Annotated in this window: 28 protein-coding genes; 12 read left to right on the forward strand and 16 right to left on the reverse strand. The window is 73.7% G+C overall.

Annotated features, from left to right (window positions below; all coding sequences use genetic code 11):
* Nucleotides 1–49: 49 nt before the first annotated feature.
* The gene (locus AB0E77_RS18835) at nucleotides 50–457 is read right to left on the reverse strand and encodes a DUF5997 family protein (protein WP_361571811.1); all 408 of its coding nucleotides are present in this window, start codon (nucleotides 455–457) and stop codon (nucleotides 50–52) included.
* 58 nt (nucleotides 458–515) lie between these two features.
* On the opposite strand from AB0E77_RS18835, the gene AB0E77_RS18840 reads away from it, so the two are divergent.
* Nucleotides 516–1,310, forward strand: coding sequence for a LysR family substrate-binding domain-containing protein (locus AB0E77_RS18840; RefSeq protein ID WP_361571814.1), 795 nt, complete (start codon nucleotides 516–518; stop codon nucleotides 1,308–1,310).
* Between the two features lie 32 nt (nucleotides 1,311–1,342).
* Here the strand turns inward: AB0E77_RS18840 and AB0E77_RS18845 are convergent, their stop codons facing one another.
* The 3 genes from AB0E77_RS18845 to AB0E77_RS18855 form a co-directional block, all read right to left on the reverse strand.
* Nucleotides 1,343–2,083 (reverse strand): DUF4142 domain-containing protein, encoded by a 741-nt coding sequence (locus tag AB0E77_RS18845; protein ID WP_361571816.1) that lies wholly within the window; start codon nucleotides 2,081–2,083, stop codon nucleotides 1,343–1,345.
* A 120-nt stretch (nucleotides 2,084–2,203) separates the two neighbouring features.
* A complete protein-coding gene (locus AB0E77_RS18850) occupies nucleotides 2,204–2,899 on the reverse strand; it encodes an HAD family phosphatase (RefSeq protein ID WP_361571818.1) in 696 nt (231 codons plus the stop codon).
* Nucleotides 2,900–2,919: 20 nt separating this feature from the next.
* Nucleotides 2,920–3,396, reverse strand: a complete 477-nt coding sequence (locus AB0E77_RS18855) for an Lrp/AsnC family transcriptional regulator (protein WP_361571821.1) — start codon at nucleotides 3,394–3,396, stop codon at nucleotides 2,920–2,922.
* Nucleotides 3,397–3,602: 206 nt separating this feature from the next.
* Here AB0E77_RS18855 and AB0E77_RS18860 point away from each other — a divergent pair, with 206 nt between their 5' ends.
* Both AB0E77_RS18860 and AB0E77_RS18865 read left to right on the forward strand, forming a co-directional pair.
* Nucleotides 3,603–5,093 (forward strand): FUSC family protein, encoded by a 1,491-nt coding sequence (locus AB0E77_RS18860; RefSeq protein ID WP_361571824.1) that lies wholly within the window; start codon nucleotides 3,603–3,605, stop codon nucleotides 5,091–5,093.
* Between the two features lie 130 nt (nucleotides 5,094–5,223).
* Entirely contained in the window at nucleotides 5,224–6,258 is a 1,035-nt protein-coding gene (locus AB0E77_RS18865) for a lactonase family protein (RefSeq protein ID WP_361571827.1), read from the forward strand.
* Nucleotides 6,259–6,350: 92 nt separating this feature from the next.
* Here the strand turns inward: AB0E77_RS18865 and AB0E77_RS18870 are convergent, their stop codons facing one another.
* Entirely contained in the window at nucleotides 6,351–7,274 is a 924-nt protein-coding gene (locus AB0E77_RS18870) for a hypothetical protein (RefSeq protein WP_361571830.1), read from the reverse strand.
* 265 nt (nucleotides 7,275–7,539) lie between these two features.
* On the opposite strand from AB0E77_RS18870, the gene AB0E77_RS18875 reads away from it, so the two are divergent.
* Nucleotides 7,540–8,217: a uracil-DNA glycosylase gene (locus AB0E77_RS18875; RefSeq protein ID WP_361571833.1), complete on the forward strand. Its 678-nt coding sequence runs from the start codon at nucleotides 7,540–7,542 to the stop codon at nucleotides 8,215–8,217.
* A gap of 28 nt (nucleotides 8,218–8,245) precedes the next feature.
* On the opposite strand, the gene AB0E77_RS18880 is transcribed toward AB0E77_RS18875, so the two are convergent.
* Nucleotides 8,246–9,397: an exo-alpha-sialidase gene (locus AB0E77_RS18880; protein ID WP_361571836.1), complete on the reverse strand. Its 1,152-nt coding sequence runs from the start codon at nucleotides 9,395–9,397 to the stop codon at nucleotides 8,246–8,248.
* Between the two features lie 79 nt (nucleotides 9,398–9,476).
* The gene (locus AB0E77_RS18885; protein ID WP_361571839.1) at nucleotides 9,477–11,165 is read right to left on the reverse strand and encodes a DNA alkylation response protein; all 1,689 of its coding nucleotides are present in this window, start codon (nucleotides 11,163–11,165) and stop codon (nucleotides 9,477–9,479) included.
* A gap of 86 nt (nucleotides 11,166–11,251) precedes the next feature.
* Here AB0E77_RS18885 and AB0E77_RS18890 point away from each other — a divergent pair, with 86 nt between their 5' ends.
* Nucleotides 11,252–11,992 (forward strand): PaaX family transcriptional regulator C-terminal domain-containing protein, encoded by a 741-nt coding sequence (locus AB0E77_RS18890; RefSeq protein ID WP_361572138.1) that lies wholly within the window; start codon nucleotides 11,252–11,254, stop codon nucleotides 11,990–11,992.
* Between the two features lie 138 nt (nucleotides 11,993–12,130).
* A complete protein-coding gene (locus AB0E77_RS18895) occupies nucleotides 12,131–12,583 on the forward strand; it encodes a DUF6214 family protein (protein WP_361571842.1) in 453 nt (150 codons plus the stop codon).
* 33 nt (nucleotides 12,584–12,616) lie between these two features.
* Here the strand turns inward: AB0E77_RS18895 and AB0E77_RS18900 are convergent, their stop codons facing one another.
* Nucleotides 12,617–13,279, reverse strand: coding sequence for a DUF305 domain-containing protein (locus AB0E77_RS18900; protein ID WP_361571844.1), 663 nt, complete (start codon nucleotides 13,277–13,279; stop codon nucleotides 12,617–12,619).
* A gap of 190 nt (nucleotides 13,280–13,469) precedes the next feature.
* Between AB0E77_RS18900 and AB0E77_RS18905 the strand changes: the two genes are divergently transcribed.
* A complete protein-coding gene (locus AB0E77_RS18905) occupies nucleotides 13,470–14,972 on the forward strand; it encodes a hypothetical protein (RefSeq protein ID WP_361571846.1) in 1,503 nt (500 codons plus the stop codon).
* On the opposite strand, the gene AB0E77_RS18910 is transcribed toward AB0E77_RS18905, so the two are convergent.
* Both AB0E77_RS18910 and AB0E77_RS18915 read right to left on the reverse strand, forming a co-directional pair.
* Nucleotides 14,960–15,670: a helix-turn-helix domain-containing protein gene (locus AB0E77_RS18910; protein ID WP_361571848.1), complete on the reverse strand. Its 711-nt coding sequence runs from the start codon at nucleotides 15,668–15,670 to the stop codon at nucleotides 14,960–14,962. The genes AB0E77_RS18905 and AB0E77_RS18910 overlap by 13 nt on opposite strands.
* A 176-nt stretch (nucleotides 15,671–15,846) precedes the next feature.
* The gene (locus AB0E77_RS18915) at nucleotides 15,847–17,046 is read right to left on the reverse strand and encodes an erythromycin esterase family protein (protein WP_361571851.1); all 1,200 of its coding nucleotides are present in this window, start codon (nucleotides 17,044–17,046) and stop codon (nucleotides 15,847–15,849) included.
* A 70-nt stretch (nucleotides 17,047–17,116) separates the two neighbouring features.
* Between AB0E77_RS18915 and AB0E77_RS18920 the strand changes: the two genes are divergently transcribed.
* Nucleotides 17,117–17,848, forward strand: coding sequence for a TioE family transcriptional regulator (locus AB0E77_RS18920; RefSeq protein ID WP_361571853.1), 732 nt, complete (start codon nucleotides 17,117–17,119; stop codon nucleotides 17,846–17,848).
* Between the two features lie 13 nt (nucleotides 17,849–17,861).
* Here the strand turns inward: AB0E77_RS18920 and AB0E77_RS18925 are convergent, their stop codons facing one another.
* The 3 genes from AB0E77_RS18925 to AB0E77_RS18935 form a co-directional block, all read right to left on the reverse strand.
* A complete protein-coding gene (locus AB0E77_RS18925) occupies nucleotides 17,862–18,551 on the reverse strand; it encodes an HAD-IA family hydrolase (RefSeq protein WP_361571856.1) in 690 nt (229 codons plus the stop codon).
* An 86-nt stretch (nucleotides 18,552–18,637) separates the two neighbouring features.
* Entirely contained in the window at nucleotides 18,638–19,309 is a 672-nt protein-coding gene (locus AB0E77_RS18930) for a phosphatase PAP2 family protein (protein WP_361571859.1), read from the reverse strand.
* A 78-nt stretch (nucleotides 19,310–19,387) separates the two neighbouring features.
* Complete coding sequence (locus AB0E77_RS18935; protein WP_361571862.1) at nucleotides 19,388–19,948, reverse strand: DUF5134 domain-containing protein; 561 nt, start codon at nucleotides 19,946–19,948, stop codon at nucleotides 19,388–19,390.
* A 181-nt stretch (nucleotides 19,949–20,129) separates the two neighbouring features.
* Between AB0E77_RS18935 and AB0E77_RS18940 the strand changes: the two genes are divergently transcribed.
* The gene (locus AB0E77_RS18940) at nucleotides 20,130–21,827 is read left to right on the forward strand and encodes an FUSC family protein (RefSeq protein WP_361571864.1); all 1,698 of its coding nucleotides are present in this window, start codon (nucleotides 20,130–20,132) and stop codon (nucleotides 21,825–21,827) included.
* Nucleotides 21,824–22,381, forward strand: a complete 558-nt coding sequence (locus AB0E77_RS18945; protein ID WP_361571867.1) for a MarR family transcriptional regulator — start codon at nucleotides 21,824–21,826, stop codon at nucleotides 22,379–22,381. Before AB0E77_RS18940 ends, AB0E77_RS18945 begins: the two co-directional genes overlap by 4 nt.
* 21 nt (nucleotides 22,382–22,402) lie before the next feature.
* On the opposite strand, the gene AB0E77_RS18950 is transcribed toward AB0E77_RS18945, so the two are convergent.
* Both AB0E77_RS18950 and AB0E77_RS18955 read right to left on the reverse strand, forming a co-directional pair.
* Nucleotides 22,403–23,167 (reverse strand): VOC family protein, encoded by a 765-nt coding sequence (locus tag AB0E77_RS18950; protein ID WP_361571869.1) that lies wholly within the window; start codon nucleotides 23,165–23,167, stop codon nucleotides 22,403–22,405.
* A 110-nt stretch (nucleotides 23,168–23,277) separates the two neighbouring features.
* On the reverse strand, nucleotides 23,278–23,670 hold the full coding sequence (locus AB0E77_RS18955) for a VOC family protein (RefSeq protein WP_361571872.1): 393 nt from the start codon (nucleotides 23,668–23,670) through the stop codon (nucleotides 23,278–23,280).
* A 77-nt stretch (nucleotides 23,671–23,747) separates the two neighbouring features.
* Here AB0E77_RS18955 and AB0E77_RS18960 point away from each other — a divergent pair, with 77 nt between their 5' ends.
* The gene (locus AB0E77_RS18960) at nucleotides 23,748–24,290 is read left to right on the forward strand and encodes a GNAT family N-acetyltransferase (RefSeq protein WP_361571875.1); all 543 of its coding nucleotides are present in this window, start codon (nucleotides 23,748–23,750) and stop codon (nucleotides 24,288–24,290) included.
* Nucleotides 24,291–24,322: 32 nt separating this feature from the next.
* On the opposite strand, the gene AB0E77_RS18965 is transcribed toward AB0E77_RS18960, so the two are convergent.
* On the reverse strand, nucleotides 24,323–25,006 hold the full coding sequence (locus tag AB0E77_RS18965; protein ID WP_361571878.1) for a glycerophosphodiester phosphodiesterase family protein: 684 nt from the start codon (nucleotides 25,004–25,006) through the stop codon (nucleotides 24,323–24,325).
* A 250-nt stretch (nucleotides 25,007–25,256) separates the two neighbouring features.
* Here AB0E77_RS18965 and AB0E77_RS18970 point away from each other — a divergent pair, with 250 nt between their 5' ends.
* Nucleotides 25,257–26,654 (forward strand): DUF6421 family protein, encoded by a 1,398-nt coding sequence (locus tag AB0E77_RS18970; RefSeq protein WP_361571880.1) that lies wholly within the window; start codon nucleotides 25,257–25,259, stop codon nucleotides 26,652–26,654.
* The last annotated feature ends 20 nt before the right edge of the window (nucleotides 26,655–26,674 follow it).

Below are 26,674 nucleotides of genomic sequence, written 5' to 3' on the forward strand. Positions count from 1 at the left end.
CAGCCGTGTGCCCCCGGACGGGCCGGCCGCGTACGGCCGCTCGGTCGGCTCAGTGGCGTTCCTCGCTCTCGGCGCGTGCCGCGCGCTCCGCGTGGAGCTGCTTGACGCGGGCCGCCTCCTTGCGGACGTCGGCCTGGACGGCCTGCTCCCGCTCCAGCCACTCGGGACGCTCCTGCTTCAACGCGTCGATCTGCGCCGTGGTCAGCGGCTCCTCGATCCCGCCGCGGCGCAGGCCCGCGATGGACACGCCCAGCTTGGCGGCCACCACCGGCCGCGGGTGGGGTCCTTCGCGCCGCAGGTCGCGCAGCCACGCCGGGGGATCGGCCTGCAGCGCGTTCAGCTCGGCGCGCGTGACGACGCCCTCCCGGAACTCGGCGGGTGTGGCCTCGAGGTACACACCCAGCTTCTTCGCCGCGGTCGCGGGCTTCATGGTCTGGGTGTTCTGGTGCGACGTCATGGTGTCAAGGGTATCGAGCGTGTGAACGGCTCCCGACCACGCCCGGTAACCTGGCCGGGTGACAGGCTCGGAAGAACCCCCCTCGTTCCGGCTCGCGTACGTCCCGGGGGTGACGCCCGACAAATGGGTGCGCATCTGGAACGAGCGGCTGCCGGACGTCCCCCTCGCCCTGACGCAGGTCTCCGCCGCCGAGGCGGGCGCGACGCTGCTGGACGGGGACGCGGACGCCGGACTGGTGCGGCTGCCCGTCGACCGGACCGTCCTCAGCGCGATCCCCCTCTACACCGAGACCACGGTCGTGGTGATCCCCAAGGACCACCTGGTGACCGCGGCCGACGAGGTGTCCGTCGAGGACCTGGCCGACGAGATCGTGCTGCACCCGCTCGACGACGTGCTCGGCTGGGAGCGCCCGCCCGGCCGGCCCGCGCTCGAGCGCCCGGCCACCACCGCCGACGCGGTCGAGCTGGTCGCGGCCGGCATCGGCGTCCTCGTCGTCCCGCTGTCGCTGGCCCGTCTGCACCACCGCAAGGACCTCACGTACCGGACGGTCACCGACGCCCCCGGGTCGGCGGTGGCCCTCTCCTGGCCCGAGGACGCGCACACCGACCTGGTGGAGGAGTTCATCGGGATCGTCCGGGGCAGGACCGTCAACAGCAGCCGGGGCCGGCGGCCCGCCCCGGGGCAGTCGAAGGACGAGCGCCCCGGCACGGCGGCGGCACGGCGCAAACCCGGCGCGAAGAAGCCGGCGGGCGGTAAGCAGACCGGCGGCACGCGGCGCGGCACCGCGAAGGGCGGCAACCCCAGGGGCGGCACCGCGAAGGGCGGCCGGCGGGGCAAGCCCCGCGGCCGGTGAGCCGCCGCCGACACGGTCGACGCCGGCCGCCCTCAGCGGACCGTCGGAGCGGGCGTCGGACCCGTCGTGTCGACGTCCAGCCCGGGCGGCTCGGTGAGCGACAGCACCGGCTCGCCCGGCTGCGGGGCCGGCGGGGTGAGCTGGACCTTGGGCAGGCCCGGCGGAGCCGTCTGCTGGAAGTTGACCTGGTCGAAGTTGACCAGGCCGGTCTTCTCCAGAACGGTGATGTGATCCAGGACGGTGTCGTTGGCCTGGTCGGCCAGCTGCCGCACCAGGGAGTTCTTGGTGTTGGCGCGGATCTTGGCGATCACCGGGAAGATCTGGCCGTGCGTGATGCGCATGATGTTGACCGCGGTGGTGTCGAACTGCTTGCCCGTGGTCCCGCCCACGGTCGACACGAACTGCTGCTGCTGGGGAGAGGCCAGGTTGGGCAGCGTGATGCCCAGTTCGGGGGCGATCCGGCGGCAGGTCGCGTCGAGCCGCGAGTGGCCGGCGACCAGATGTTCGCCGACCTCCCTCATCTCCGGGGTCGTCCCCCGCTCCATGGCCAGCAGCCCGAGCGGGTGCTCCCACAGCCCGGCGGCACGGACCTTCACCACGAAGTCCCGGTCCGCCTCGGTGAGCGGACCGTACCGCGTGGAGGTGACGACCCGGGCCTGGTCGCTGCCCGCGTTCTGTACCCCGAGCATGGCCGGGTAGACGAGCGCGGTGAGGGTGAGGACCAGGGAACCGGCCACGAAGGCCGTCCCTGCCGTGGTGCGCGTGATGCGCATCGTGCCTCCTGGGGCGACGACAGGCTCGGACACCGGGAGATACGGATGCGGACAGCGGTCTGATCACCGCTCCGTGCAAAATTCCGCGGGGCCGGTACGGAGGGGCTGCGCCCCCTCCGGTCAGGAGGTCCGCGTCTCGCACAGGAGCCAGTCGTGGGCCGCCCGCGCGGTGAACTCGGCCTGCCCGCCCCGCAGCAGCAGCCCGGCCGTGGCGAACTCCGGGGCGTCGGCCTGCGCGGCGACGTACGGGACCGCGATGCAGCGCATCCCGGCGGCGTGGGCCGCGGCGGCCCCCGGCGCGGCGTCCTCGACGACCACGCAGTCGGCCGGCACCGCCCCGAGCCGGCGGGCCGCCTCCAGGAACACGTCCGGGGCCGGCTTGCCGCGCGCGACCTCGTCGGCCGACACGACGGTGCGCAGATACGCGTCCAGGCCGGTGCAGGACAGGATCGCCTCGATGGCCTTCGGCGAGGAGCCCGAGGCCACGGCCAGCGGCACGCCCTCGCCCGCCAGCAGCTCGACGAACTTCCGCATCTCCGGGTAGGCGCGGGTGGCGGTGCGGGCCAGCTCCAGATAGCGGCGGTTCTTGGCGGCGAGCAGCTCCTCGGCCGGGGCGTCGAGGCCGTACCGGCGCTTCCAGTGGGCGACCGTCTCCTGGGTGCTGATGCCGACGTACTCCTCGTGGTCGGCCCAGGTGAAGTCCGGCACGCCGTACTCGGCGAGCGTCAGCCGGCCCGCCTCGTAGTAGGTGGGTTCGCTGTCCACGAGGGTGCCGTCGAGGTCGAAGACGACCGAGATGCCGCCGAGAGTGCTCATGGTGCCCAGGATGCCAAGGCTCACTTCCGTGCCGTGCGCCCGATCGACTCCACCAGCGGCAGCAGCCGGTGCGGGACGCGCTCGCGCAGGGCGACCTCGCTGCGGGTGCGGACCACGCCGGGCAGGCTGATCAGCTTCTGGACCACGTCCTCCAGATGCGCGTTGTCCCGGGCCACCACCCGCGTCAGCAGGTCGCCGCCGCCCGTGATGGAGAAGGCCTCGACGATCTCCGGCACGGCGGCCAGCGCCTCGCCCACGTCGTCCAGATGCCCCTGGGTGACCTCGATGTGCACGAACGCGAGCACCGGATGGCCCAGCGCGGCGGGGGAGAGGGACGGTGCGGTGCCGGTGATCACGCCGTCGCGCTCCAGCCGGTCCAGCCGGGCCTGGAGCGTCCCGCGGGCGACCCCGAGGATGCGCGCGTACTCGCGCACGCTGGTGCGCGGCTGCTCCAGCAGCAGCCGCAGGATGCGGGTGTCGAGTTCGTCGACGGCCATGGCGTCCTGGTCCTCTCGTCGGCCAATGGCTCTCCGATGGCCGGGCCGGTGCCCTGATCACTGTACCAATGGCCCAATGTGGGGAGCGGCAGTTGAGCCACTGGTGGAAAGGATGCTGATATGGAGCGGTCGATGGCGCTGCGGATCCCGCGGCGCCTTTTTCATGCCGGCGATGTTCGGGCCAGTGTGCGAGGGGGCGGTAGTCAGTGCTGAAGAGGGTGTTCGTGAGCCCGGATCCGGGGCGGGCGCGGCTGCGCTTCGCCGCGCGGGCCGTCATCGGCATCGGCCTGGCCGTCGTGGTCTGCGGCCTGGCCGGCATCTCCCTCGTGGGCGCCGTCATCGGCGGGCTCGCCGCGCTGCTCGCCCTGTTCACCGTCACCGACGCCACCGTGCGCGGACAGGCCCTCACCACCGCGCTGCTGCCCGTGGCGGGCCTGCCCGTGCTGACCGCGGCGGCCGGACTGCACGGTCTTCCCGTCGCCCGCGACCTCGCCTTCCTCGCCGTGGTCGGCGCGGGCGTGTACGCCCGGCGCTGGGGCCCGCGCGGTCACAGCCTCGGCGTCTTCGCCTTCATGACCTTCTTCATCGCCCAGTTCCTGCACGCGACCACGGACCGGCTGCCCGAGATGTTCGCGGCCGTCCTGCTGTCCGTGGCCACCGCCGCGGCGGTCCGCTTCGGCCTGTGGTGCTACGAGCGCCGTCTGCCGCCGCCCGCCCTGCCCGCGCCGCCCGCAGGCACCGGGCTCGCCCGCATCACCACCCGCCAGGCCGTCCAGGCCACCGTCGGCGCGGGCTTCGCGCTGGTCGTGGGGCAGCTGGTCTCCGGCGACCGCTGGTACTGGGCCGTCGGCGCCACCTGGTGGGTCTTCGTCAACACCACCTCGCGCGGCGAGACGCTGGTCCGCGGCTTCCGGCGGGTGCTCGGCACGGTCGTCGGCATCGGCCTGGGCTTCCTGGCCGCCGTCCCCGTCGCCGGGTCCGCGGTGCCCACGGCCGTCCTCGCCGCCGCCTGCGTCTTCGGCATCTTCTACACCGCGGCGGTGTCCTACACGTGGATGATGCTCTGCGTGACGGTGCTCGCCGAGCTGCTCTACGGCCTCCTCGGCGTCCTCAGCCCCGGCCTGCTCGCGCTGCGGATCGCCGAGACCGGCGTCGGCGCGCTCGGCGCCGTGCTCGCGGTGCTCTTCGTCCTGCCCGTCACCACCCACGCCGTCACCGACGCATGGATCCAGCGCGCCCTGCGCTGCGTCCACGCCTGCACCGCCGAGGCCGCCGCCCGTCTCGCCGGCGCGGAGGACGCCGACCCGGCGCCGCGCGTGGCCGAGCTGGAGCAGCTGCTCGGCCGGGTCCGGCTCTCGGTCGCCCCGCTCGTCCACCCGCTCAACCCCATGGCCGGCCGCAAGCGCCGCGCCCGGCGGGTGCTCGCCCTGCTCGACGACTGCGCCCGGGAGATCCGCGGCCTGGTCGCCGTCGCCGCCGACCCCGAGGCCTCGCACGACGCCCGCCTGGCCGCCGCCTGCTGGCGCGTCGAGGCCGCGGTCGAGGCGCTCACCGGTGGCGGATCCGTCCCCGACCACCAGGAACGGCCGCTCGCCGCCGAACCGGCGCTGGCCCACCTCCACGGCCTGGAGCGCGCCCTGGCAGAGCTCGCCGCGCCGCTGCGCAGCCCGTCCGGGTCCCCGCTGGTCGGTGCCTGACCCCTCCGACGGCCGGGTCCACCCGTTTGGTCTAGACCGCAGATGATCGACTGCTACCGTCGCTCCAGGGCGGACGATCAGTCGGCACTCGAGGCGGTGCCCGGCGGGCACGGGACGAGAGGGGTCAGCGGTGGCGGACGGCGGCAGGCGGCAGCGGCGGGCGTTCATCGGGTCGTTCACGGCGGCCGGCGGCCCCGGGATCGTGACGGCGGCCGTGACCCCCGGGGAGGGCGCGTTGACGCTCCTGAGCACGCTGAACGGCGTTCCGGACCCCTCCTACCTGGCCCTCGCGCCCGACGGCGGCACCCTCTACGCCGTCAGCGAGACCGCCGACGGCGCCGTGGCCGCGTACCGCGTCGCCGGGGACAAGCCCGAGCCGGCCGGGCGGCCGGTGCCGGTAGGCGGCGACGGGCCGACCCACCTCAGCCTCTTCGCCGGCCACGTCCTGACCGCCAACTACGGTTCCGGAAGCGTCACCGCCGTCCCGGTCCGCTCCGACGGCACCCTCGCCCGGTCCGCGTCCGGCGTGCTCCGGCACACCGGCAGCGGCCCGCACGTCCAGCGCCAGCAGGGCCCGCACGCCCACCAGGTGCAGCCCGACCCCAGCGGACGGTGGGCCGTCACCGTGGACCTCGGCACCGACTCGGTGCGGGTCTGCACCCTGGCCGACGGCGCCCCGACCGTGCACCGGGAGATCGCGCTGCGCCCCGGCTCGGGCCCCCGACACCTGGCGTTCCACCCCGACGGCGACCACGCCTACGTGGCCAACGAACTCGCCCCCACCGTCACCGTCTGCCGGTGGGACGCCGCCGACGGCACGCTGCGGCCGCTCGCCGAGGTCCAGGCGCTGCCCGGCGCTCCGGCCGGGGACGCCTACCCCTCGGGCATCGCCGTCTCGCCCGACGGCCGCTTCGTGTGGACCGCGACCCGTGGGGAGGACGTGCTGTCAGTCTTCGCCGTCGAGCCCGACGGACTCCGGCTGACCGGCACCGTCCCCTGCGGCGGCCACTGGCCACGGGAGATCACCGTGTCGGACGGCTTCCTCTATGTGGCCAACGAACGATCCGGAGACGTCACCTGGTTCACGCTGGACCCGGCGACGGGAGTGCCGCGCCGAGCCGGCGCGCTCCCGGTGCCGGCCGCGTCCTGCGTGGTCCTCGGCTGATCCTCCGCCGCCGCACGACACGGCGAAGGGCCCGCTCCGGCACCGGAGCGGGCCCTTCGGCCTTGTGCGCCGTCCAGCGGGCGCCGCCCGCCTCAGCGGACCGGCGTGCCCTGCGGCTGCTGCGGCGAGATGCCGAGCGCCGTCGTGTACTTGGCCAGCGTCAGCTTGCCGATCGCCGGGTACGGGCCGAGCGGCTCCGCGGTGGAGCAGTCCGCCTCCCGGGCCGCCTCCTCCAGCAGGGACGCGTCGATCTCCGGGCCGACCAGGTACGGCGCCAGCGCGAGCTGCTGCGAGCCCGAGGAGCGCAGCTGCTCGGCCACGGACGCGATCGAGCCCTCCTGGTCCAGCGCCGCCGCCATCACCGGCACGGCGAGGCGCGCGGCCAGCAGCATGCCGGTGATCCCGGCCGCCTGCACCGCCTCGTCACCGCCGACGGAGGCGAGGATGATGCCGTCCGCGGCGGTCGCCACGGTGAACAGACGGGCCCGGTCGGCGCGGGCCAGACCGGCCTCGGAGAGCCGCACGTGCAGCGCCTCGGCCAGCAGCGGGTGCGGGCCGAGCACGTCGGTCAGCTCGGCGGCGACCCGGCTGTCCATGACCGCCTGCCGGACACGGCGCAGCAGCGCGCTGTCCGGACCGGCGAGCAGCGGCACGACGACGGCGACGGGGCCCTCGGGCTCCTTCACGTCGAGGCCGGCGGCCCGCGCCTGCTCGTAGCGGGCGGTGCGCTCCTCGGCGGCGCGCACCAGCACGGCCGACAGCGACGGGAACTCCTCGTCGTCACCGTCCAGGTGTCCGATGCGGGCGTCGATGCCGGGGAGCTCGGAGCGGGCGATGCTCACGATCTCGTCGGCGAGGCCCCGGGTGGCGCTACTGGGCGTGCCCGGCACCGCGAGGACGAGCGCGGGCGCGCCCTCGGGAGCCACCAGGGGCTCGGGTCGGCGGTGCCGCCCGGGCTGGCGGGGGCGCGGCATTCGTACTGGCAGGCCGGACGCGGGCCCAGTGGGGGAGCTCATGGCGCCGCATGTTACTGGTTTCCTGGGCTTCCCTGTTCGGGGAGGGTGCGGGTGAGCGGTATCCGTCCGGTTTTGTCTGATGAGTGATGTACGGATCGGACGACATCGGTACGATTCCCCTCTCCGGTGGACTGTTGTCAGCCGCCCCGCGTCGTCGTCATCGGCGGCTTCCGGTCGTGGCGCGGCGACGGATGAAGCGGTGGTCCTCGAAGGGCCCCGGTCCGTCGGTACGGAGCGTCGGTGTCGGCCAGTAGAGTGACGCAGCGTGGCACCACGACCGTTGCATGAACTTGTTGAAGCCGGCTGGGCGAAGGCCCTGGACCCGGTCGCCGGACGTATCGCGGGCATGGGCGACTTCCTGCGCGCCGAGGTGGCGGCGGGCCGGACGTATCTGCCGTCGGGGGCGAACGTCCTGCGGGCGTTCCAGCAACCCTTCGACGACGTACGGGTCCTGATCGTCGGTCAGGACCCCTACCCCACACCGGGCATGGCGATCGGGCTGAGCTTCGCGGTCTCGCCGGAGGTGCGGTCACTGCCCGGCAGTCTGGAGAACATCTACCGCGAGATGCACACGGACCTCGGCCTGCCGCGGCCCTCCAACGGCGATCTGACCCCGTGGACCAGCCAGGGCGTGCTGCTGCTGAACAGGGCGCTGACCACGGCCCCGCGCAAGCCGGGCGCGCATCGCGGCAAGGGCTGGGAGGAGGTCACGGAGCAGGCCATCCGTGCCCTCGCCGCGCGCGGCAAGCCGCTGGTCTCCATCCTGTGGGGGCGCGACGCGCGCAATCTGCGCCCTCTGCTCGAGGGGTATCCGGCGATCGAGTCGGCGCACCCCTCGCCGATGTCAGCGGACCGGGGGTTCTTCGGCTCCCGGCCCTTCAGCCGGGCCAACGACCTCCTCACGCAGCAGGGCGCCGAACCGGTGGACTGGCGACTGCCGTAAATCCGTCCGTCCGAAGGCCGCGGTCGGATCAGCCGACGACCGCGGCCCGGACGCACAGCACGTCCGGCAGGTGGGCGGCGAGCTGCCGCCAGCTGTCCCCGTCGTCGGCCGAGGCGAACAGCTCGCCGTTGCGGTTGCCGAAGTAGACGCCGGCCTGCTCCGCGTCGTCGGTGCTCATCGCGTCGCGCAGCACCGTGCCGTAGTGGTCGTCCTGTGGCAGCCCCTCCGCCAGCGGTTCCCAGCTTCTGCCCGCGTCGGTCGTGCGGAAGACCCGGCACCTCCGCCCGGCCGGGACCCGGTCCGCGTCGGCGTTGATCGGGAACACATAGGCCGTGTCACCGCGGTGCGGATGGGCGGCCACCGCGAAGCCGAACGTGGACGGCAGCCCCTCGCCGATGTCCGTCCAGTGGGCGCCCGCGTCGTCGCTGCGGTACACCCCCCAGTGGTTCTGCAGATACAGCCGGTCCGGGTTCGCCGCGTCACGGGCGACCTTGTGCACGCACTGGCCGAACTCCGGGTCGGGGTCCGGCAGGAACACCGCCGAGACCCCCGAGTTGGACGGTTCCCAGCTCGCGCCGCCGTCGGTGGTGCGGAAGACACCGGCGGTCGAGACCGCGACCGTCACCGACTCGGGGTCCCGCCGGTCGGTGAGCACGGTGTGCAGCCCCTCGCCGCCACCGCCCGGCACCCACCGCGACCGCGTGGGGTGCTCCCACAGGGGCCGGACCAGCTCGAAACTCTCCCCGCGGTCCTCCGAGCGGTACAGCGCGGCGGGCTCCGTGCCCGCGTACACCACGTCCGGCTCCGCGGCGGCCGGGTGCAGCTGCCACACCCGCTCCAGCGAGGCCCCCGTGTCCTTCGGGAACTTCACGGCGGGCTGCGCAGGCTCCGTCCACGTGCGGCCCAGGTCGTCGGAGTGGAACACCGACGGACCCCAGTGCGCGCTGTCGCCGCCGGCCAGCACCCGCGGCGTCTTTCCGCGGGTGTCGACGGCGACCGAGTAGACGGCCTGCGCGTTGAAGTACGGACTCTCGTCGAACTCCCAGGTGCCACCTCGCCTGCGCCCGATGAACAGGCCCTTGCGGGTGCCCACGGCGAGCAGTACCTCGGTCATGCCGATCACCTCCGCGGCGTCCTCGACGCCTTCGTCCCGGACACCGGCCAGTCTGCACCCCACCACTGACAGTCACCTCCCCTGACGCCTTCGTCGCAGGTCACAGCGGTGGGTCCGGTCCGGAGGCAGGCCCCGGGACCGCCGCTCAGCCCACGGCCGGCAGGGCCCGCGCCAGGATGCCGCCGAGGTCGGCCCCGTCCGGCAGCGTGCCGAAGGAGTGGCCCCAGTCGCCGCCCAGCCGGCTCGCGCAGAAGGCGTCGGCGACGGCCGGCGGGGCGTGCCGGACCAGGAGGGAGGCCTGGAGGGTGAGGGCCATCAGCTCCACCAGGCGGCGTGCCCCGGTCTCGGACGCCGTGGCCAGCCCCGTCTCCAGCCGGGACACGGCCGCGTCCAGGCGGGCGTCGGCCCCGCGCGCGAGGGCCAGTTCCCCGAAGAGCGCGTGCGCGGTCTCCGGCGAGCGGCCGAGCGCCCGCAGGACGTCGAGGGCGTTCACGTTCCCCGAGCCCTCCCAGATCGACAGCAGCGGCGCCTCCCGGTAGTGGCGGGGCATCCCGGACTCCTCCACGTAGCCGTTGCCGCCCAGGCACTCCAGGGCCTCCGCGGTGAACGCCGGGCCCCGCTTGGTCACCCAGTACTTGCCGACGGCGGTGGCGATCCGCCGGAAGGCCGCCTCCCCGGCGTCCCCGCGCACGGCCCGGTCGGCGGCACCGGCCAGCCGCAGGGTGAGCGTCGTCGCGGCCTCCGACTCCAGCGCCAGGTCGGCCAGGACGTTGCGCATCAGCGGCTGGTCGATCAGCCGGGCGCCGAACGCGCTGCGGTGCCGCACGTGATGGCCGGCCTCGACGAGTGTCTTGCGCATCAGCGTCGCCGACGCCATCACGCAGTCGAGCCGGGTGCAGTTGACCATCTCGATGATCGTCTTGACGCCCTGTCCCTCGGGCCCCACCAGCCAGGCGACCGTCCCGTCGAACTCCGGCTCCGAGGAGGCGTTGGACCGGTTGCCGAGCTTGTCCTTCAGGCGCTGGATGCGGAAGGTGTTGCGGGTGCCGTCGGGCAGGATCCGCGGCACCAGGAAGCAGGAGAGCCCGCCGGGCGCCTGGGCCAGTACCAGGAACACGTCGCACATCGGCGCCGACGTGAACCACTTGTGCCCGCGCAGCGTGTAGACGCCGGGCTCGGCGGTCGGGGTGGCGGCGGTGGTGTTGGTCCGGACGTCCGAGCCGCCCTGCTTCTCGGTCATCCCCATGCCGGCCAGCAGCCCCCGCTTCTCGGTGGGCGTGCGCAGTCCCGGCTCGTACTCCCGGCTGGTCAGCAGCGGCTCGTAGACCTTCGCCAGCTCCGGCTGCCGGCGCAGCGCCGGTACCGCCGCGTACGTCATCGACGTCGGACAGCCGTGCCCCGCCTCGGTGTGCCCCCAGACCAGGCCGCCCGCGGTCCGCGCCACATGGGCGCCCGGCCGGTCGTCCGCCCAGGGTGAGCCGGCCAGGCCCTCGCCGACCGCCACCCTCATCAGGTGGTGCCAGCTCGGGTGGTACTCGACCTCGTCGATCCGGTTGCCGTACCGGTCGTGGGTGCGCAGCACGGGCTCGTGGCGGTTGGCCAGCTCGCCCCACTCCTGCGCCTGCGCGCTGCCGGCCCGCAGGCCGAGCCGCCGCAGGTCCTCCTCGGCCCACCCGGCGCCCTCGCGCCGCACACCCTCCAGCAGGGCCGCGTCCTCGGACGCGTCGTACGGGGCCGGGGAAGGGGGCTGATTGGTGACGTCGTGCGTGGCGTACCCCCCGGGCCGGGCCGCGCTCGCCTCGTCCTCGTACCGCTCCTGCGTGTGTGTCGTCATACGGCGAGTGTTGCACTATCCGTACAGCCGCAGCAATAGTGCAACACCCGCGACGCGCACGTACAGTACGAGCCGTGTCCCTGCGGATGAACGACCCTGCGCCCCCGGACGGGCCCGAGCTGCGCCCGCTGTCCGCGCGGTCGGTCGTGCTGAGCCTGCTGCTCGGCACCCACCCGGCGGAACTGCCGGCGCGGGACCTGGTGCGGCTCGTGGAGCGCTTCGACGTCGGCGGGTCCACCGTACGGGCGGCGCTCAGCAGGATGGTGCACGCCGGTGACCTGCGGCGCACGGACACCGGTTACCGCCTCAGCGAGCGGCTGCTGGAGCGCCAGCGGCGCCAGGACGAGGCCGTACGCCCGCATACGCGCGCGTGGGACGGCGACTGGGAGATGGTCGTGATCACCGCGACCGGACGCGGCCCCGCCGAACGCGCCGAACTGCGCACCCGGCTGGCCGGCCTGCGCCTGGCCGAGCTCCGCGAGGGCGTGTGGCTGCGCCCCGCCAACCTGAGCCGCCCGCTGCCCGGAGACCTCGACACGGTGGCCGAGCGCTGCACCGCCCGCCCCGAGCGGGCGGCCGGTGAGCTGGCCGCGGACCTGTGGCCGCTGGACGCCTGGTCCGCGACGGCCCGGGCGCTGCTCGCCCACGTCGAGGGCGTGCGGCGGCCGGCCGGCCGGCTCACCGCCTTCGCCGCCGTCGTGCGCCATCTGCTCGCCGACCCGGTCCTGCCGCCGGAACTCCTCCCGCCCGACTGGCCGGGCGCCGCCCTGCGCGACGCGTACACGGACTACCAGCGGGAGCAGGCCGGCCGCGCGCGGATGCGCTGACGGGGTGCCGCCCCAGGGGGTGGGCGCGTGTGTCGGTCGTACGGAATCTGATCGTGCGGTTACGTTGCGGAGGTGCTCGAAGCATCCTTTGTTGATCGTTCTCTTCAGCTTTCCGATCGCTGCCCGGACGACAGTGAGGTGTCCGTACGGCACACATGGGCGGTGCGGGACGGGGGCGCGACCACGTCCTGGTTCGACGTCCGGTGGACGTTCCCGGACGGCGCGCGCATCGACGCGCTCGCGGTGCTCTGCGGGGACGGCGTCCGCGTCGAGGACGTGCGGGCCGAGCCGGCCCTCTCCCTCGACGACCTGTCCGTGCTCGCCGAGTGGCTGGAGAACCCGCTCTTCGAGGCCTGTGTGCGCCCCTCCGGGGAGCCTGCCGCGGCCGCCCGGCGGGCCCGTCCCGCCGGGCCGTGCGGCGGCGAGGTGCGCCGGCTCGCCGCCCGGGAGTACCGGGCGGCCCGGGAGGCGGGCGCCGACCCGGTGCTCGCGGTGATGCGCGTGACCGGTTACGGCCGGCGCAGATCGCTCAGACTGATCGGCCAGGCACGCGACGACGGCCTTCTGACCCCGCGCCGCGCACGGCGCTGAGGCCCGGGCCGCCGGGTCCCGCAGGCCACCGTGTCAGAGCATCCCGCGCATCCGCGAGATCTCGCTCGTCTGCTGGGCCACCACGTCGTCGGCCATCTCCTCGATCTGCACGTTGTTGCCCTGCGCCTTCACATCCGTGGCCATCGTGATCGCCCCCTCGTGATGAGTGATCATCAGCGTGAGGAAGAGCCGGTCGAAGGCCTTGCCGTCCGCCGCGCGCAGCGTGTCGAGCTGCGCCTCGGTCGCCATCCCCGGCATGGCGGCGTGATCGTGTCCGCCGCCCGTCTCCCCCTCCTGCTCGCCGTGGGAGGTCAGCCAGCCCTGCATCGCCTTGATCTCCGGGCCCTGCGCCGCGGTGATCCGTTCGGCGAGCTTCCTCACCTGCCCCGACTCCGCGTGCTTCGGCGCGAGTTCGGTCATCTCCAGCGCCTGGGCGTGGTGCCGGATCATCATCCGCGCATAGGCGACGTCCGCCGCGTTGGGGGAGTCGTCGTCGGCGCGCTGCCGCTGAGCCTCCTCGGCCGAGACCGTCCGGTTGGCCTCGCCGGGCGAGCCCGGGACGAGCACCGAAGGCCCGGCCGCCGCCGACGACTCGGTGTCCGGCCCGGAGTCGCACGCCCCGAGCCCGAGGACGGCCAGTGCGGTCAGCGACACCGTGATGAGCGACGCGCGAATCGACGCGGGACGGATGGGCACGACAACCTCCTGTGGAAGGCGGGGCACGGGGCACCTCGTGAGTGATGACCGTCCTGGCACGCTTCCGCGCAGCGCTGATCAGGAAACTTCATGACGTCTTTGTTGCGCCTCTATTGGTATGTGCATGACGAAGACGATACTGCGGGAGTGCGTGAACCGTTCCGACGGGAACGGACGTAGGGAGGAAACAGTGATCCTGTTGAGCGACCCGCGAACGCGACGCAGACGACGGGGAGTCGTGGCAGCCGCCGCCGGACTCGTGGCAGCGCTGCTCACGGCCGTCCCGGCCGCGGCGACCCCCGACCCGGGGGACGGCCCGGCCACGTCGAAGGAGATCTCGTCGAGCGCCCGCGCCGAGGCGCGCGACGCCATCGCGAACGGCGAGATACCCGGGCAGGACGAGATCGTCCACTCGGACAACATCCGGCACCTGGCCAACATCCCGAAGGACGCGCTGACCGGCATCAACTCCGACCTGGCCTTCCAGGGCAAGTACGCCTTCGCCGGCAACTACGACGGCTTCCGCGTCTTCGACATCAGCAACCCGAAGAAGCCGAGGACCGTCGCCCAGGTCCTCTGCCCGGGCTCGCAGAACGACGTGTCCGTCTCCGGCGACCTGCTGTTCCTGTCGACCGACTCCTCGCGCAGCGACAGCAGTTGCAACAGCACCACCCAGCCCGCGACGGAGAAGTCCTCCTGGGAGGGCATGAAGGTCTTCGACATCAGCGACAAGCGCAACCCGAAGTACGTCGCCGCCGTCGAGACCGCCTGCGGCTCGCACACCCACACGCTGGTGCCCGAACGCAGGAACGTCTACATCTACGTCTCCTCGTACTCGCCCAACGCCGCGTACCCCGACTGCCGGCCGCCGCACGACGGGATCTCCGTCATCAAGGTGCCGCGCGACGCCCCCGAGCGGGCGGCGGTCGTGAACTTCCCGGTGCTGTTCCCGGGTGAGGGCCCCGACGGCGGCGGCAACCCGGGCGGACCCACCAACCCGGGCGTCTCCAAGACCACCGGCTGCCACGACCTGACGGTCCTGCCGTCGAAGGACCTGGCCGCAGGCGCCTGCATGGGCGACGGCCTCCTGTTCTCCATCAAGGACCCCGAGAATCCCGAGGTCATCGACCGGGTCCAGGACAACGTCAACTTCTCGTTCTGGCACTCGGCGACCTTCAACCAGAAGGCGGACAAGGTCGTCTTCACCGACGAGCTGGGCGGCGGCGGCGCGCCGACCTGCAACGCGGCCACCGGCCCCGACCGCGGTGCCGACGGCATCTACGACATCGTCGGCAAGGGCGACCACCGCAAGCTGGTCTTCCGCAGCTACTTCAAGATCCCCCGCCACCAGGCGGACACCGAGAACTGCGTGGCCCACAACGGCTCGCTGATCCCGGTCAAGGGCAAGGACCTCATGGTCCAGGCCTGGTACCAGGGCGGCGTCTCCGTGTGGGACTTCACGGACTCCTCGCGTCCGAAGGAGATCGCCTACTTCGAGCGCGGCCCGCTGAGCACCGAATCGCTCGCCACGGGCGGTTCCTGGTCGGCGTACTACTACAACGGCTACATCTACTCGAACGACATCGCCAAGGGCTTCGACGTCCTGAAGCTCAGCGACCGGCGCACCGACCCGGCCCAGCGGGTCCGCCTGCGCGAGCTCAACGTGCAGACGCAGCCGGACTACTTCGACTGATCCGTCGGCTCCGCCGCAGCGGCCGGCGGCGGGCACCCGGGTGCCGCGCCGGTCGCGAAGAACCGAGACAGATCCGTGTCGCACGCCCCGCCGGGCGCCTCGGCGTCCGGCGGCACACCCATGTCCCAGTCCAGCCGGTAGCGCTTGAACAGCTCGGCGCGCAGCACCGGCACGGGCATCGGCACCCCGGGCACCAGGGCCGCGAAGACGGCGCCCATCAGCAGCGCCCGCAGCATCGGGTAGTCGTGGTCGACGTCCTGCGACCCGTGCCGGGCCACGGTGTCCCGCAGCAGCTCGGCCAGCCGCCGCTGCTCGGGGCAGGGCACGAAACCCACCTCGGCCTGAAGCAGGCCCGCCATGTGCTGGCGCATGAGCACCGGCCGGTCCCGGGCGAGCCCGAGGATCGCGTCGATGGCCCGCGCCATCCGCTCCGGCCCCTCCGCGGTGCGCGGCTCGCGCTCCAGGGCCTCCTCCAGCGTGCGGTGCATCAGCCGGTGCACGGCGGACTGCACCAACTGGCGCTTGCCGGGGAAGTAGTACGAGACCAGACCGCGTGCCGACCCCGCCCGGTCGGCGATGTCGCCGAGCGTGGTCGCGTCGTACCCGTGCTCACCGACCAGCTCGACCGCCGCCTGCAGGAGCCGCTCCTTCGAACGCCTCCGCAACTCTTCATTGACCGAGGCGCTGCGCGGGGACATGCTGTACTCCTGCGTTGACTGGCTGCCAGCCAACTATACTCAGCGCAGACGGACCGGCCCCCGCGGGGTGCGTCCGGTCACCGTCCGCCTCGGGCGACACGGGGGATCGTCCGAGGCGGACGGGCACATCGATGGTTGCTCCGGGCTACGGCCTGTGGGTTCCCGGCGCCGTGGCATCAGCTCTGCGGGACGTCCTTGACGAACACGAGGCCGTCGCTGCCCGCCAGGCGGGCCGGGTCGAGCGGGGCGTAGCCGAACCAGGGGGACTCGCGGGGCGCGGGCGGGGGATCGCCGAGGACTGCCGCCAGCCGCGGGGCGTCCACGACGCAGCGGTCCTCCGGGAGCGCGTACAGCAGCCCCTCGAGGGTGTCCGGCGGCGGCGCCTCCACTCCCCGGTGCCGGATCGTGCCGAGGCCCGTGGCCACGAAGGCGTACCCGTCGCCGAGCCGGGCGCTCACCAGGGCGCCGGCGCTCCACCACTGCACCGGCCCCTCCCACAGCCGCATCGTGCTCCTCTCCCGCTGGAAGTGGGAGTTGTGGGCGTGGGCGAGGACCGGCCCCCGTTCGGCGAGGGCGAGGAGGTTGTGGGCCATCATCTGCGCCCGGACGGCCAGCAGGTGGGCCATGCGCTCCGGTGAGGGGTCGGCCATCCAGTGGTGGTAGCGCAGCAGGCCGGTCGCCGTACGGGCGTACAGGTGCGCCCGGTCCCGGTCGTCCCGGGCGTCCGCCGTGCCCGGCCGGGGCAGCCGCGTCTCGAGCAGCGTCGCCAGATCGTCGGCGAGCAGCCGCAGCCGGGCGGCCTCGGCCGACCGGCCCACGGACCGGGCCGGGTCCGTCATCGCCTCGGGAAGGGTCCACCGCTCGTCGTCGCCGAGCAGGAGGTCGAGCGTCTCCCGGGTGCAGGGCAGCAGGGCGGCGTCCACCCGGGCCGCGAGGTGGTCGTGGAGCGCGGTCAGGGCCTGGCGCGGGCTCGCGGCGGCCGTGATCTCCAGCGGGCCGTCGAAACCGGCGAAGCGGAGCCGCTCTTCCGCGGGCCGGCCCTCGTTGTGGGCCCGCATCCAGCGCACCAGCTCGCGGTTGCCCGCGTACGCGCCCCAGCCGTGGCTGATCCCGGCCTCCACGGCCTCGTCCAAGGTGCCCGTGCCCGAGGTGACGTAGTCGTCCACGCTCAGGCCCGCCATGCAGTCGCTCTCGATCGCGATCGTCCGGTAGCCCTCCTCCGCCAACTGCCGCACGAGCTCGTTGCGCAGGCCGAGCAGTGCCTCCTCGCCGTGGGTGGGCTCGCCCAGCGCGAGCAGCCGTGGCCGGGCCGGGAGCAGCCGCATGAGGGCGGCGGCGTCGACGGCCTGGACGGTGTCCCTGATGTCAGTAGCCATGGATTCCACCGTATCGTTGAACTTTCGGTGGAAACTTTTCCGCCAAGACGCCGCGGTAGGGTCGGCTCTCATGGGGCACAACCTTCAAAGCGGTGAACGGCTCAGGCCGGTCGATCTCGCGCGTCGGCACGGTCTGTCCACCCAGGCGGTCAGGAACTACGAGGAGGCCGGCATCCTCCCGGCCGCCGGCCGCACGCCGTCCGGCTACCGCGCCTACACCCCCCTGCACGCCGGTGCCCTGCGCGCCTTCCTCGCCCTGGTGCCCGGCCACGGCCACCGGACGGCGGCGTCGATCATGCGGGCCGTGAACCGGGGCGAGGACGACGAGGCGTACCGCCTCGTCGACGAGAGCCATGCCCAGCTCCTCGACGACCGGCGGACCCTCCGGGCCGTGGAGCGCGCCCTGCGCGACCTGGAGCCGGCCGCGGCACCCGAGCCCGCGCCTTCGGCCGGATCCGGCGCCGTGTTCATCGGGCCGCTGGCGGGCAGGCTCGGGATCCGGCCCGCGACGCTGCGCGCATGGGAGCGCGCCGGGCTGGTGACCCCGCGCCGCGACCCGCACACCGGGTACCGCGTCTACGACGCGGCTGACGTACGGGACGCTCGGCTGGCGCACCAGCTCAGGCGCGGCGGCTACCCGCTGGAGCAGATCGCCCCGCTGATCGCCCAGGTGCGGGCGGCCGGAGGCCTGAAGCCGCTGGAGGGCGCGCTGGGCGACTGGCACGCACGGCTGTCGGCCCGCGGGCGGGCGCTGCTGACCGGGGCCGCCGGGCTGGACACGTACCTGCGTGAGCGCGGGTGAGTCCTCGGGCGGGTCAGCGCACCAGGTCCAGCACCGCGCGCAGCGCGTCCGGGCGCTCGGCCACCGGCAGATGGTCCACGAAGTGCACGCCGCAGCCGAGAGCCGCGGCGCCGCCGTCCGCCCGCCGGTCGTCGCCGACCATCAGCGCCCGCGCCGGCTCGACGCCGAGCGCCTCGCAGGCCACGGCGAACAGCCGGGGATCGGGCTTGCGCACGCCGTGCTCGTACGACAGGACGTACGCGTCGACGTACCGGTCGAGGCCGTGCTCGCGGAAGACCGGGCGCAGGTCCCAGCCGATGTTGCTGACCACCCCCACGGCGATCCCGCGCTCCCGCAGCGCGCCCAGTACCTCGACGGCGTCGGGGTAGGGGGTCCACGCGCACGGCCTCATGTGCCGGTCGTACAACGCGTCGTGGAGCCCGGGATCGGGCAGCGGCACCTGGCGGGACAGCCCGGTGTACGCGGCCCGGTGCAGTTCGGAGCTCTCGTCCCGCACCTCGACCACGGCGGCGAGCTCCTCGGGCACCCGCAGCGGATGCGCGCCGCCGGGCAGCGCGCCGGCGGCCTCGAGAGCCCGGGCGGTCCGCGTCAACTCCGGTTCGGGCAGCGTCAGTCCCCGGTCGGCCAGCACCGCGCGCAGCCAGGCGTCGGCGGACTCGATGCGGAACAGGGTCCCGGAGAAGTCGAACAGGACGGCGGTCATGGGCGGATCCTACGGGGCCGCGCGGCGCGTGCACGCGACGCCGTCCGGCACATCGCGCCGCTGTGTGCCCGGCGCACGCCGCCGCCTCACCGCGCCCACCGCCCGTGCGCGAGCACCGCGAGGACCACCACCAGCGCGCCCAGGAGCCAGCCGGCGACGACGTCCGTCGTCCAGTGGACGCCCAGCCACACCCGGGTCACCCCGACGCCGGCCACGGAGAGCACCGCCGCCGCCAGCGCGGCCAGGCGTACACCGCGGGGGGCGCGGTAGTGGTGGAGCAGCCACACCAGGAGGCCGCACACCAGGGCGGCGGTCATGGCGTGGCCGGACGGAAAGGCGGCGTAGCGCGCGGAGTCCACGGGGTCGGGCCACACGGGGCGGGGGCGGTCCACCGCGGCCTTGAGGAACTGCTGCAGCACACTGCCCAGCGCACAGGTCACGGCCAGCCACACGGCCGTCCGCCGGTCCCCGCGCCGCCACCACAGCCACACCACCACCAGCGCGCACAACAGCCGCATCGTCCAGGGATCCCACACCCAGTCGGTGAGGACGCGCATGACGTGGGTGACGCCCGTCTCGTCGACCGCCCAGCGGTGCGTGGTCCGCGCGACGTCGTCGTCCATGCCCGTCAACGGGCGCCACTGCGCGGCGACCAGGACGAGCAGCGCCAGGGAGCACAGGGTCAGGACCCAGGCGGTGCGGACGGCGGTCCGGGGCTGCGGCGGACGGGGCGGGGAGTCGACGGGCGGCGAGTGCATGCTGCGATACTCGCCGACCCCGGGGGCGGGGAGCCAGTCTCCCCGCCCGACGATCCGTGCGCCGGGGCCCGGCCGGTGTCACATGGTCAGCAGCATCCCCAGCATCGCGATCCCCATCGACAGCCGGCAGGCCCGCGCCAGCTCCGGCCGGTCGCCCCAGCCGGCCGCCTGGCCGGCGCCCGCAACGGCCGCGACGGGTATCAGGCGCACGCCGGTCAGCAGCACGTAGCCGGTGAAGTAGAGCAGCAGCACCCCGGTCAGCAGCGGGATCCCGGAAGCGCCGTGGCCGTGACCGTGCCCCTGCGCGCCGGCGGGGGAGCCCGCCATGGCCAGCGCCATGTAGACCATGGCCGCGGCCCCGACGAGATGGTGCAGGTGATGCCGGGCCGAGCGGGCCGCCCACAGGGCGCGCAGCCCGGCGCCGCCGAACACCACCGCGTAGACGGGCCACGCCCACGCCGGCGGGGTGAACACCGCCGCGGGCACCGCCATGGCGGCCATCCCGAATCCCATGAGGGCCTCGCCGCCGGCCGCGCGGCGCTGCGCCTCGACGTCGCTGCGCATCCGCAGCAGGCAGTAGGCCCCGGTCGCCGCGCACAGCGCGACCAGCAGCCAGCCGGACGTTGCCGGTCCGTGCACACGCACCTCCCCGCTCGACGGTCGGTCAAGGCCTGCCCGGGTGACGCGGCGCGCACGCGAGCGCAAGGGAGTGCACGGGGGGCATTCGGTGGTGCACGGCGGTCCGGCGCAGGTCGGAGACGGGCGCGCGCTCCCGCTCCAGGTATCATTCACGAGTAAAACACCTGCTAAACTAAATTTCATGAGCAGTGCGACCCCCACCTCCGGCACCTCACTCGGCCGCCGCCTGTCCGTGACCGGCGTGCTGCGGCTGCGCCGCCCCTCCGAGATCTGGTTCAAACCCGCCCTCAGCTCGGTCGCCGCCATCGCCCCGCCCAACCTGATCCTGCTGGCGCTCGGCCGGCTCGACCTTGCGATGTACACGATGGCCGGGTCCCTGTGCGCGCTCTACGCCCACAACCGTCCGTACGCCGCCCGGGCCCGCACCCTGGCGTGGGTGGTGCTCGGCATGCTCGGCGGCGTCGCCGTCGCCCTGGTCACCGCATCGCTCACCCGCGACGCCGTCGTGCTGGTCACCGTCGGCGCCCTCCTGGCCGCCGTGCAGAAGGCGCTGTGCGACGCCACCCGCCTCGGCCCGCCGGGCAACGTGGTCCTCACCTTCATCAGCTCCGCCTCCCTCTTCGTCCCGGGGACCCTCGGCCAGATCCCCGGCCACCTCGCGCTGGGCGCCGCGGCCGGCGCCTGGGCCTGGGCCGTCGGCATGGCCCCCGCCCTGGTCCGCCCGCACGGCCCCGAACGCCGCGCCACCGCACAGGCGCTCGACGCCGCCGCCGCGTACGCCGGCACCCGCGGCACCGGGGACGGCCACGCCCCGGCCCGCGCCGCCGGGTACGCAGCCGTCCAGGCCGCCTGGCAGACCCTGCTCTCCCTGCCCGCCACCGGGACCCGCGCCACCACCCGGCACGCCCTGGAGCGCCTCGTCGTCCGCGCCGAGGTCGCGCTCGCCGCGCCCGCCGACACGGACCCCGAGCTGCTGCGCGGGTGGGCCCGCGCCCTGCGCGGCACCGGGCGCATCCCCCGCGCCGCGGGTTTCGGCGACGACGCCCCGGTGACCGAGGAACTCCTCGGCGTGGACGCCGAACTCGCCGCCCGCCCCGCCCCCCTGCGGCAGCGGCTCGGCCCGCTCGCTCCCGTCGCCCTGCGCACCGCCCTCGGCTGCGCACTGGCCGGCTACGCCTCCCTGGCGCTCGGCATCGGCCGCCCCTACTGGGCGCTGGTCACCGCCGCGGCGCTCTACCAGGCCAACATGGCACTGACCTGGAGCCGGGCCGTCCAGCGCGTCGTCGGCAACATCGCCGGAGTGCTGCTGTTCGCCGCCCTCGCGCCGCTCGCGCACATGGGTCAGATCCTCCTCGTCCTGTTCTGCCTCGCCCTCAACTTCGGCGCCGAGGCCCTCATCACCCGCAACTACTGGCTCGGCAGCGTCTGCGTGACGCCGATGGCCCTGCTCATCACCGAGTTCGCCGGCTACCAGGAGCCTGGCGACCTGATGACCGAACGGGTCGTCGACACCCTCGTCGGCGCCCTGGTGGGCTTCCTCGCCGCCGTCGTCGTCACCAACCGGCGCGCCGGCGACCGCGTCGAGCGGGCGGTGACCGCCGCCGACCGCGCCCGCGAGCACGCCGCCCGCCTCCTCACGGAGCCCGAGCCCGCGCCCGCCGCGCTGGAGGCGGCCCGCCGGGGCCTCGCCGCCGCCCTGACCGAACTGCGCGCCACGGACGACGCCGCGGCCGGCGAGTGGTGGCAGCGTGCCCTGCCCCAGGAGAGGGTCGTGCTCGCGGAACAGGCCGGACACCGTACGCTCGCCGCAACGGTGCGACGCCAGGCAGCGCGTACGTACCGGGACACGGGCACGAGAGCGGAGGACGTACGGCCATGACCGCAACCGACGGGGGCTCGGTGACCGGGGGCAGCGCGAGGGGCGGACCGGAGGGAGACACCGTCGCCGCCGTGGTCCGGCAGTGGCGTGCCGTCCATCCCGACCTCGACACCGGCCCCATGGAGATCATCGGCCGCATCAACCGCTGCGCGGCCCTCCTCCAGCAGGCCGAGGACGCCCCGCTGCGCCGGGCCGGCCTCAGCCGCGCCGAGTTCGACCTGCTCGGCGCGCTGCGCCGCACCGGCCACGAGCTGACCCCCGGGGAGCTGGCCCGCGAGACCTTCTCCTCCGGCGCCGCCGTCACCAAGCGGCTCAAGCAGCTCACCGAGCGCGCCCTGGTGGAACGGCGCGGCGACACCCGTGACCGCCGGGTCGCCCACGTCCGCCTCACCGACGCCGGACGCGACCTGGTCGACGGCATCCTGCCCGACCAGCTCGCCTACGAGGCGGCCGTCCTGTCCGGCGTCGACGGGGCCGAGCTGGACGAGCTGGCCGCGCTCCTCGGGGCGCTCCTCGGCCGGCTGGAGGGCCGCCTGGACGCGCTGCGGATCTGACGCCTTCCGCAGGGTGCGGGCTCAGTACCCGTCGCCCGCCCGGTACACGCCGAACATCGCGCCCTGCGGGTCCCGCAGCACCGCGATGCGCGGCCCGTCGGGCAGGGAGGTGGGCTCCATGAGGACGGTGCCGCCGCCGTCGGTCGTACCGGCCGCGGCGGTGTCCACGTCCGCCACGGCGAAGTACGGCAGCCAGTGCGCGGGCACCTCGTGCGGGAACTTCTCGTCCATCGTCACCATCCCGCCGAAGTCCGCGCCGTCCAGGGACCACTGGGGATAGCGCGCGGAGGCGGTGACGCTCCAGCCGAACACCGTGGTGTAGAAGCCGGCGGCCCGCCGGGGCTCGCGGGTGAGCAGCTCGACCCAGCCCAGCGAGCCGGGCGCGTTGAACACCCCGGCGCCGGGGAAGGTCCCGGCCTGCCACAGCTGGAACACCGCGCCGGCCGGATCCACGGCCACCGCGGACCGGCCCGCGTCGAACACGTCCACCGGCCCCTGCGTGACCGTCCCGCCCGCCGCGGTCACCCACCGCGCGGCGGCGTCCGCGTCGGCCACGGCGAACGACACGTTCCACGCGACGGGCTGCGCCTGCCGGTACAGGGGCGTCAGCGCGGCGACGGCGGCGCCGTCGAGGTGGCAGACCGTGTAACCGCCCGCCTGCTGCCGGGGGTCCGTCTCGGGGCGCCAGCCGAACAGCTCCGCGTAGAACCGCTTGGCCGCTTCCAGGTCACTGGTCCCCAGCTCGGCCCAGCAGGGCCCGCCGGTCACCGGTTCACGGAGCTTCATCGCGTCGGGGTCCTTCCGCCGGGCCGCAGGCCGATCCCTCCCCTCCAGCACGCTAAGGCCGGGCGGGGACCGGGGCCATCCGGCGCGTACGGCGGCGGGCCCGATGCGGCTCAGATCCCGGGCCGGTAGCGCAGCGGATGGTCCGCCGGCACCTCCACGAGCACGATCCGGGTGCCGTCCGGGTCCGCGATCCACATCTCGACCAGCCCCCAGGGCTCCTTGACCGGCGGCCGGACGATCTCCACGCCCTTGGCCCGCAGCTCCGCCTCGGACGCCGCGGCGTCCTCGATCTGGAGCCACAGCGCGAGCGCGGGGGAGGAGGGAGCCTCGGCGCGGCCGGAGACCTCCAGAAAACCGCCGCCCAGGAAGTACACGGTGCCCCGCTCGGGCCCGGTGCCGAACTCGCGGTGGACGGCGAGACCGAGCTGCTCGCCGTAGAAGGCCCGGGACCGGTCGGGGTCGGTGGGACGGAGCAGGATCCGGCTGCTGAGTACATGCACCATGCGTCCGGAGCCTAACGGGAGCGTTACGCTCATCGGTGCCCGCGCCGCGCTCGAGAACGAACCGGAGTATCGCCCCCATGGACACCGCCGCCGCCAGCCGCCTCACCTACCGCGACGCCACCGACGCCGACGTGGACGCGCTCGTCGCGCTCATAGAGTCCGCGTACCGGGGGGAGTCCAGCCGGGCCGGGTGGACGACCGAGGCGGACATCCTGGAGGGACAGCGCACCGACCCCGAGGGCGTGCGGGAGGTCGTGCGGTCGCCGGACAGCCGTCTGCTGACCGTCGAGCGCGACGGCACGATCGTGGCCTGCTGCCAGCTCGAGCACCGCGGGAAGCACGCCTACTTCGGGATGTTCGCCGTCAGCCCGGCGCTCCAGGGCGACGGGCTCGGCAAGAAGGTCATCGCGGAGGCGGAGCGGCAGGCCCGCGAGGCGTGGGGCGTGACGGAGATGCACATGACCGTGATCTCCGTGCGCGAGGACCTCATCGCCTGGTACGAGCGCCGCGGCTACTCCCGTACGGGAGAGACGACGCCCTTCCCGTACGGCGACGAGCGCTTCGGCATCCCCCAGCGCGACGACCTGCGGTTCGAGCTGCTGGTCAAGCCGCTCCTCTGACACTCCCCGGCGCGGTCGGGCGGCCGGCGCGGTCAGGCCGTGAAGCGGCCGGTGCGTTTGATCTCCGGGTAGTCGGTCGTCGCGCCGTCCAGTCCCAGGGCACGCACCAGCCGCAGATGGTCCTGGGTGTTCACCGTCCAGGAGAAGACCCGCAGCCCCGCCCCGCGGGCCCGCGTCACGACCTCCAGCGTGATCCGGTTGATGTCCAGACACAGCGCCGTCGCGCCGGCCGCGACGGCGCGGTCCACCACCTCGGGCCCGTAGTGCTCCGCGACCAGGCCCGTCCGCACCCCCGGCACGAGCCGGGCGATCTCGACGAGGGCCTCGTCGTGGAACGAGATCACCTCCACCCGGTCCACCAGATCGCGCCGGCGCATCACCTCGGCCAGCGTCCGCGCCGCCGCCACGTCCTTGATCTCGGCCTGCAACGGTACCGAGACCGCCTCCAGCACCTCCTCGAAGACCGGGATCCGCTCGCCGCGGCCGGCGTCCAGAGCGCGCAGCTCCTCGAGCGTCTTGTCGGCGATCGCACCCGTGCCGTCCGTGGTGCGGTCCACGTCCGCGTCGTGCATGACGACGAGCGCGCCGTCCTTGCTCAGATGCAGGTCCAGTTCGACGACGTCGAGGCCGGCCTGCTCGGCGGCGACGAAGGAACGCAGGGTGTTCTCGGGCTCGACACCCATGGCTCCGCGGTGACCGATGGTGAGGAAGTTCAAGGCTCGACTCGCTTCCGTCGACGTCGGCGATGGCAGGGCGGCAGCCTAACGGCCCTGCGGGACCGTTTCCCCTCTGCCGCGCCTGGTATACGGACTACGGCGTACCGCTCTGTGAACTCCGGCGTACCGCAGGAGAAAATGCGGTCATGGGCGGGGTGGGGCAGGATAATTTACGGAGGCGCCCCTTGCTGGGAGAAACCTCGTATGCATACGGTGTCCTGACGCAAGCTTCTCGCGTGGAGGATGGGACATGACGGAAATTCTTGTGCAGGTGGGTGCGGAGGAGAAGGTTCCTCCGGCGAGCAGGGTGATCGAGCACCCGGCGTGGCCCGTGCTCAAGGATGCCGTGGAGCGGATCCGGCCATGGCAGTCCAAGGACGGGTCGATCGACTTCGACGCCGAGGGCGCCCCGGAGCGCGCCGCCGCCGAGGAGGCGGTGAACCGTGTCGCCGAGGCCGTCCGTGAGCTGTCCCCCCTGCTGCCGCACGACCGCGCGTACCACGAGGCGCTGGTGAAGGACCTCGGCCGCTGGGCCGACGGCGGCTTCCAGGTGCCCGACTTCCTCGACTCGCTGCTAGCCTTCCAGCCCGCCGCCGACCGCGCGGACGGCCTCCAGCACCTGGTCGTCTTCCCGATGTACACGCAGAACGGCAACCCCGACCGCAACCTCGAAGCGGTCGTGCTGCGCATGGTCTGGCCCGACTGGCTGGCCGAGCTGGAGCGCACCCGCTACGACAACCCGCTCTTCTGCGGCATCACCTTCGAGGACTTCACGGCCGGCTACGACACCAACTCGGCCGTCCTCTTCCCGGAGACCATCGCCGTGCGCGAGGCGCCCGAGCGCTTCTCCTGGGGCGGCATCTTCTGCGACCGCGAGGCCGCCCGCTTCCGCCGCGTCACCGAGGCCGCCGTCGACATCCTCGGCCTCGACCTGCCCGAGGACATCGCCGCGATGGTCCACGACCAGAAGCGCTGCGAAGAGGCGTTCGTCCTGTGGGACATGGTCCACGACCGCACCCACAGCCACGGCGACCTGCCCTTCGACCCCTTCATGATCAAGCAGCGACAGCCGTTCTGGATGTACGGCCTGGAGGAGCTCCGCTGCGACCTCACCGCCTTCAAGGAGGCCGTGAAGCTGGAGGCCGACGGCGTTCCGCAGGCCCGTGACGTGCAGTACGCGGTGCTCTTCGACCGCATGTTCCGCTTCCCGGTCACCGGCGAGCGCGTGCGCAACTACGACGGGCTCGGCGGCCAGCTCCTCTTCGCCTACCTGCACAAGCACGACGTGGTCCGCTGGACGGACAACAAGCTGTTCATCGACTGGCAGCGCGCCCCGCAGGTCACCAACCAGCTGTGCGCCGACATCGAGACGCTCTACCGCGACGGCATCGACCGCCCGAAGATCGTGCACTGGTTCGCCGGGTACGAGCTGGTCTCCACCTACCTCGCCCCGCACCCGGGCTCGAAGTGGGCCAAGGGCCCCGACGCCCTGGACCTGACCCTGCCGCCGCGCAAGCTCGTCGATGACGTGCTTCCGGACGAGTTTCCGCTGAGCATGTTCTACGAGGCGCTGTCCAAGAAACTCAAGAGCGTGATCGCCTCGACGCGGGGCATCACCAGGGACGGCGCCGAGCGGGCCGCCGCGTGAGCGACGGCACGCGGGTGCGG

Source organism: Streptomyces sp. NPDC032940, assembly GCF_040636935.1.
Taxonomy (GTDB): domain Bacteria; phylum Actinomycetota; class Actinomycetes; order Streptomycetales; family Streptomycetaceae; genus Streptomyces.

Coding starts and splice junctions, on each gene's coding strand:
- AB0E77_RS18920 (WP_361571853.1), top strand. CDS start 17,117: ATGGGGCACAACCTTCAAAGCGGTGAACGGCTCAGGCCGGTCGATCTC.
- AB0E77_RS18835 (WP_361571811.1), bottom strand. CDS start 457: ATGACGTCGCACCAGAACACCCAGACCATGAAGCCCGCGACCGCGGCG.
- AB0E77_RS18970 (WP_361571880.1), top strand. CDS start 25,257: ATGACGGAAATTCTTGTGCAGGTGGGTGCGGAGGAGAAGGTTCCTCCG.
- AB0E77_RS18915 (WP_361571851.1), bottom strand. CDS start 17,046: ATGGCTACTGACATCAGGGACACCGTCCAGGCCGTCGACGCCGCCGCC.
- AB0E77_RS18955 (WP_361571872.1), bottom strand. CDS start 23,670: ATGGTGCATGTACTCAGCAGCCGGATCCTGCTCCGTCCCACCGACCCC.
- AB0E77_RS18870 (WP_361571830.1), bottom strand. CDS start 7,274: ATGAGCTCCCCCACTGGGCCCGCGTCCGGCCTGCCAGTACGAATGCCG.
- AB0E77_RS18945 (WP_361571867.1), top strand. CDS start 21,824: ATGACCGCAACCGACGGGGGCTCGGTGACCGGGGGCAGCGCGAGGGGC.
- AB0E77_RS18855 (WP_361571821.1), bottom strand. CDS start 3,396: ATGGCCGTCGACGAACTCGACACCCGCATCCTGCGGCTGCTGCTGGAG.
- AB0E77_RS18845 (WP_361571816.1), bottom strand. CDS start 2,083: ATGCGCATCACGCGCACCACGGCAGGGACGGCCTTCGTGGCCGGTTCC.
- AB0E77_RS18850 (WP_361571818.1), bottom strand. CDS start 2,899: ATGAGCACTCTCGGCGGCATCTCGGTCGTCTTCGACCTCGACGGCACC.
- AB0E77_RS18885 (WP_361571839.1), bottom strand. CDS start 11,165: ATGACGACACACACGCAGGAGCGGTACGAGGACGAGGCGAGCGCGGCC.
- AB0E77_RS18925 (WP_361571856.1), bottom strand. CDS start 18,551: ATGACCGCCGTCCTGTTCGACTTCTCCGGGACCCTGTTCCGCATCGAG.
- AB0E77_RS18940 (WP_361571864.1), top strand. CDS start 20,130: ATGAGCAGTGCGACCCCCACCTCCGGCACCTCACTCGGCCGCCGCCTG.
- AB0E77_RS18910 (WP_361571848.1), bottom strand. CDS start 15,670: ATGTCCCCGCGCAGCGCCTCGGTCAATGAAGAGTTGCGGAGGCGTTCG.
- AB0E77_RS18930 (WP_361571859.1), bottom strand. CDS start 19,309: ATGCACTCGCCGCCCGTCGACTCCCCGCCCCGTCCGCCGCAGCCCCGG.
- AB0E77_RS18960 (WP_361571875.1), top strand. CDS start 23,748: ATGGACACCGCCGCCGCCAGCCGCCTCACCTACCGCGACGCCACCGAC.
- AB0E77_RS18890 (WP_361572138.1), top strand. CDS start 11,252: ATGAACGACCCTGCGCCCCCGGACGGGCCCGAGCTGCGCCCGCTGTCC.
- AB0E77_RS18950 (WP_361571869.1), bottom strand. CDS start 23,167: ATGAAGCTCCGTGAACCGGTGACCGGCGGGCCCTGCTGGGCCGAGCTG.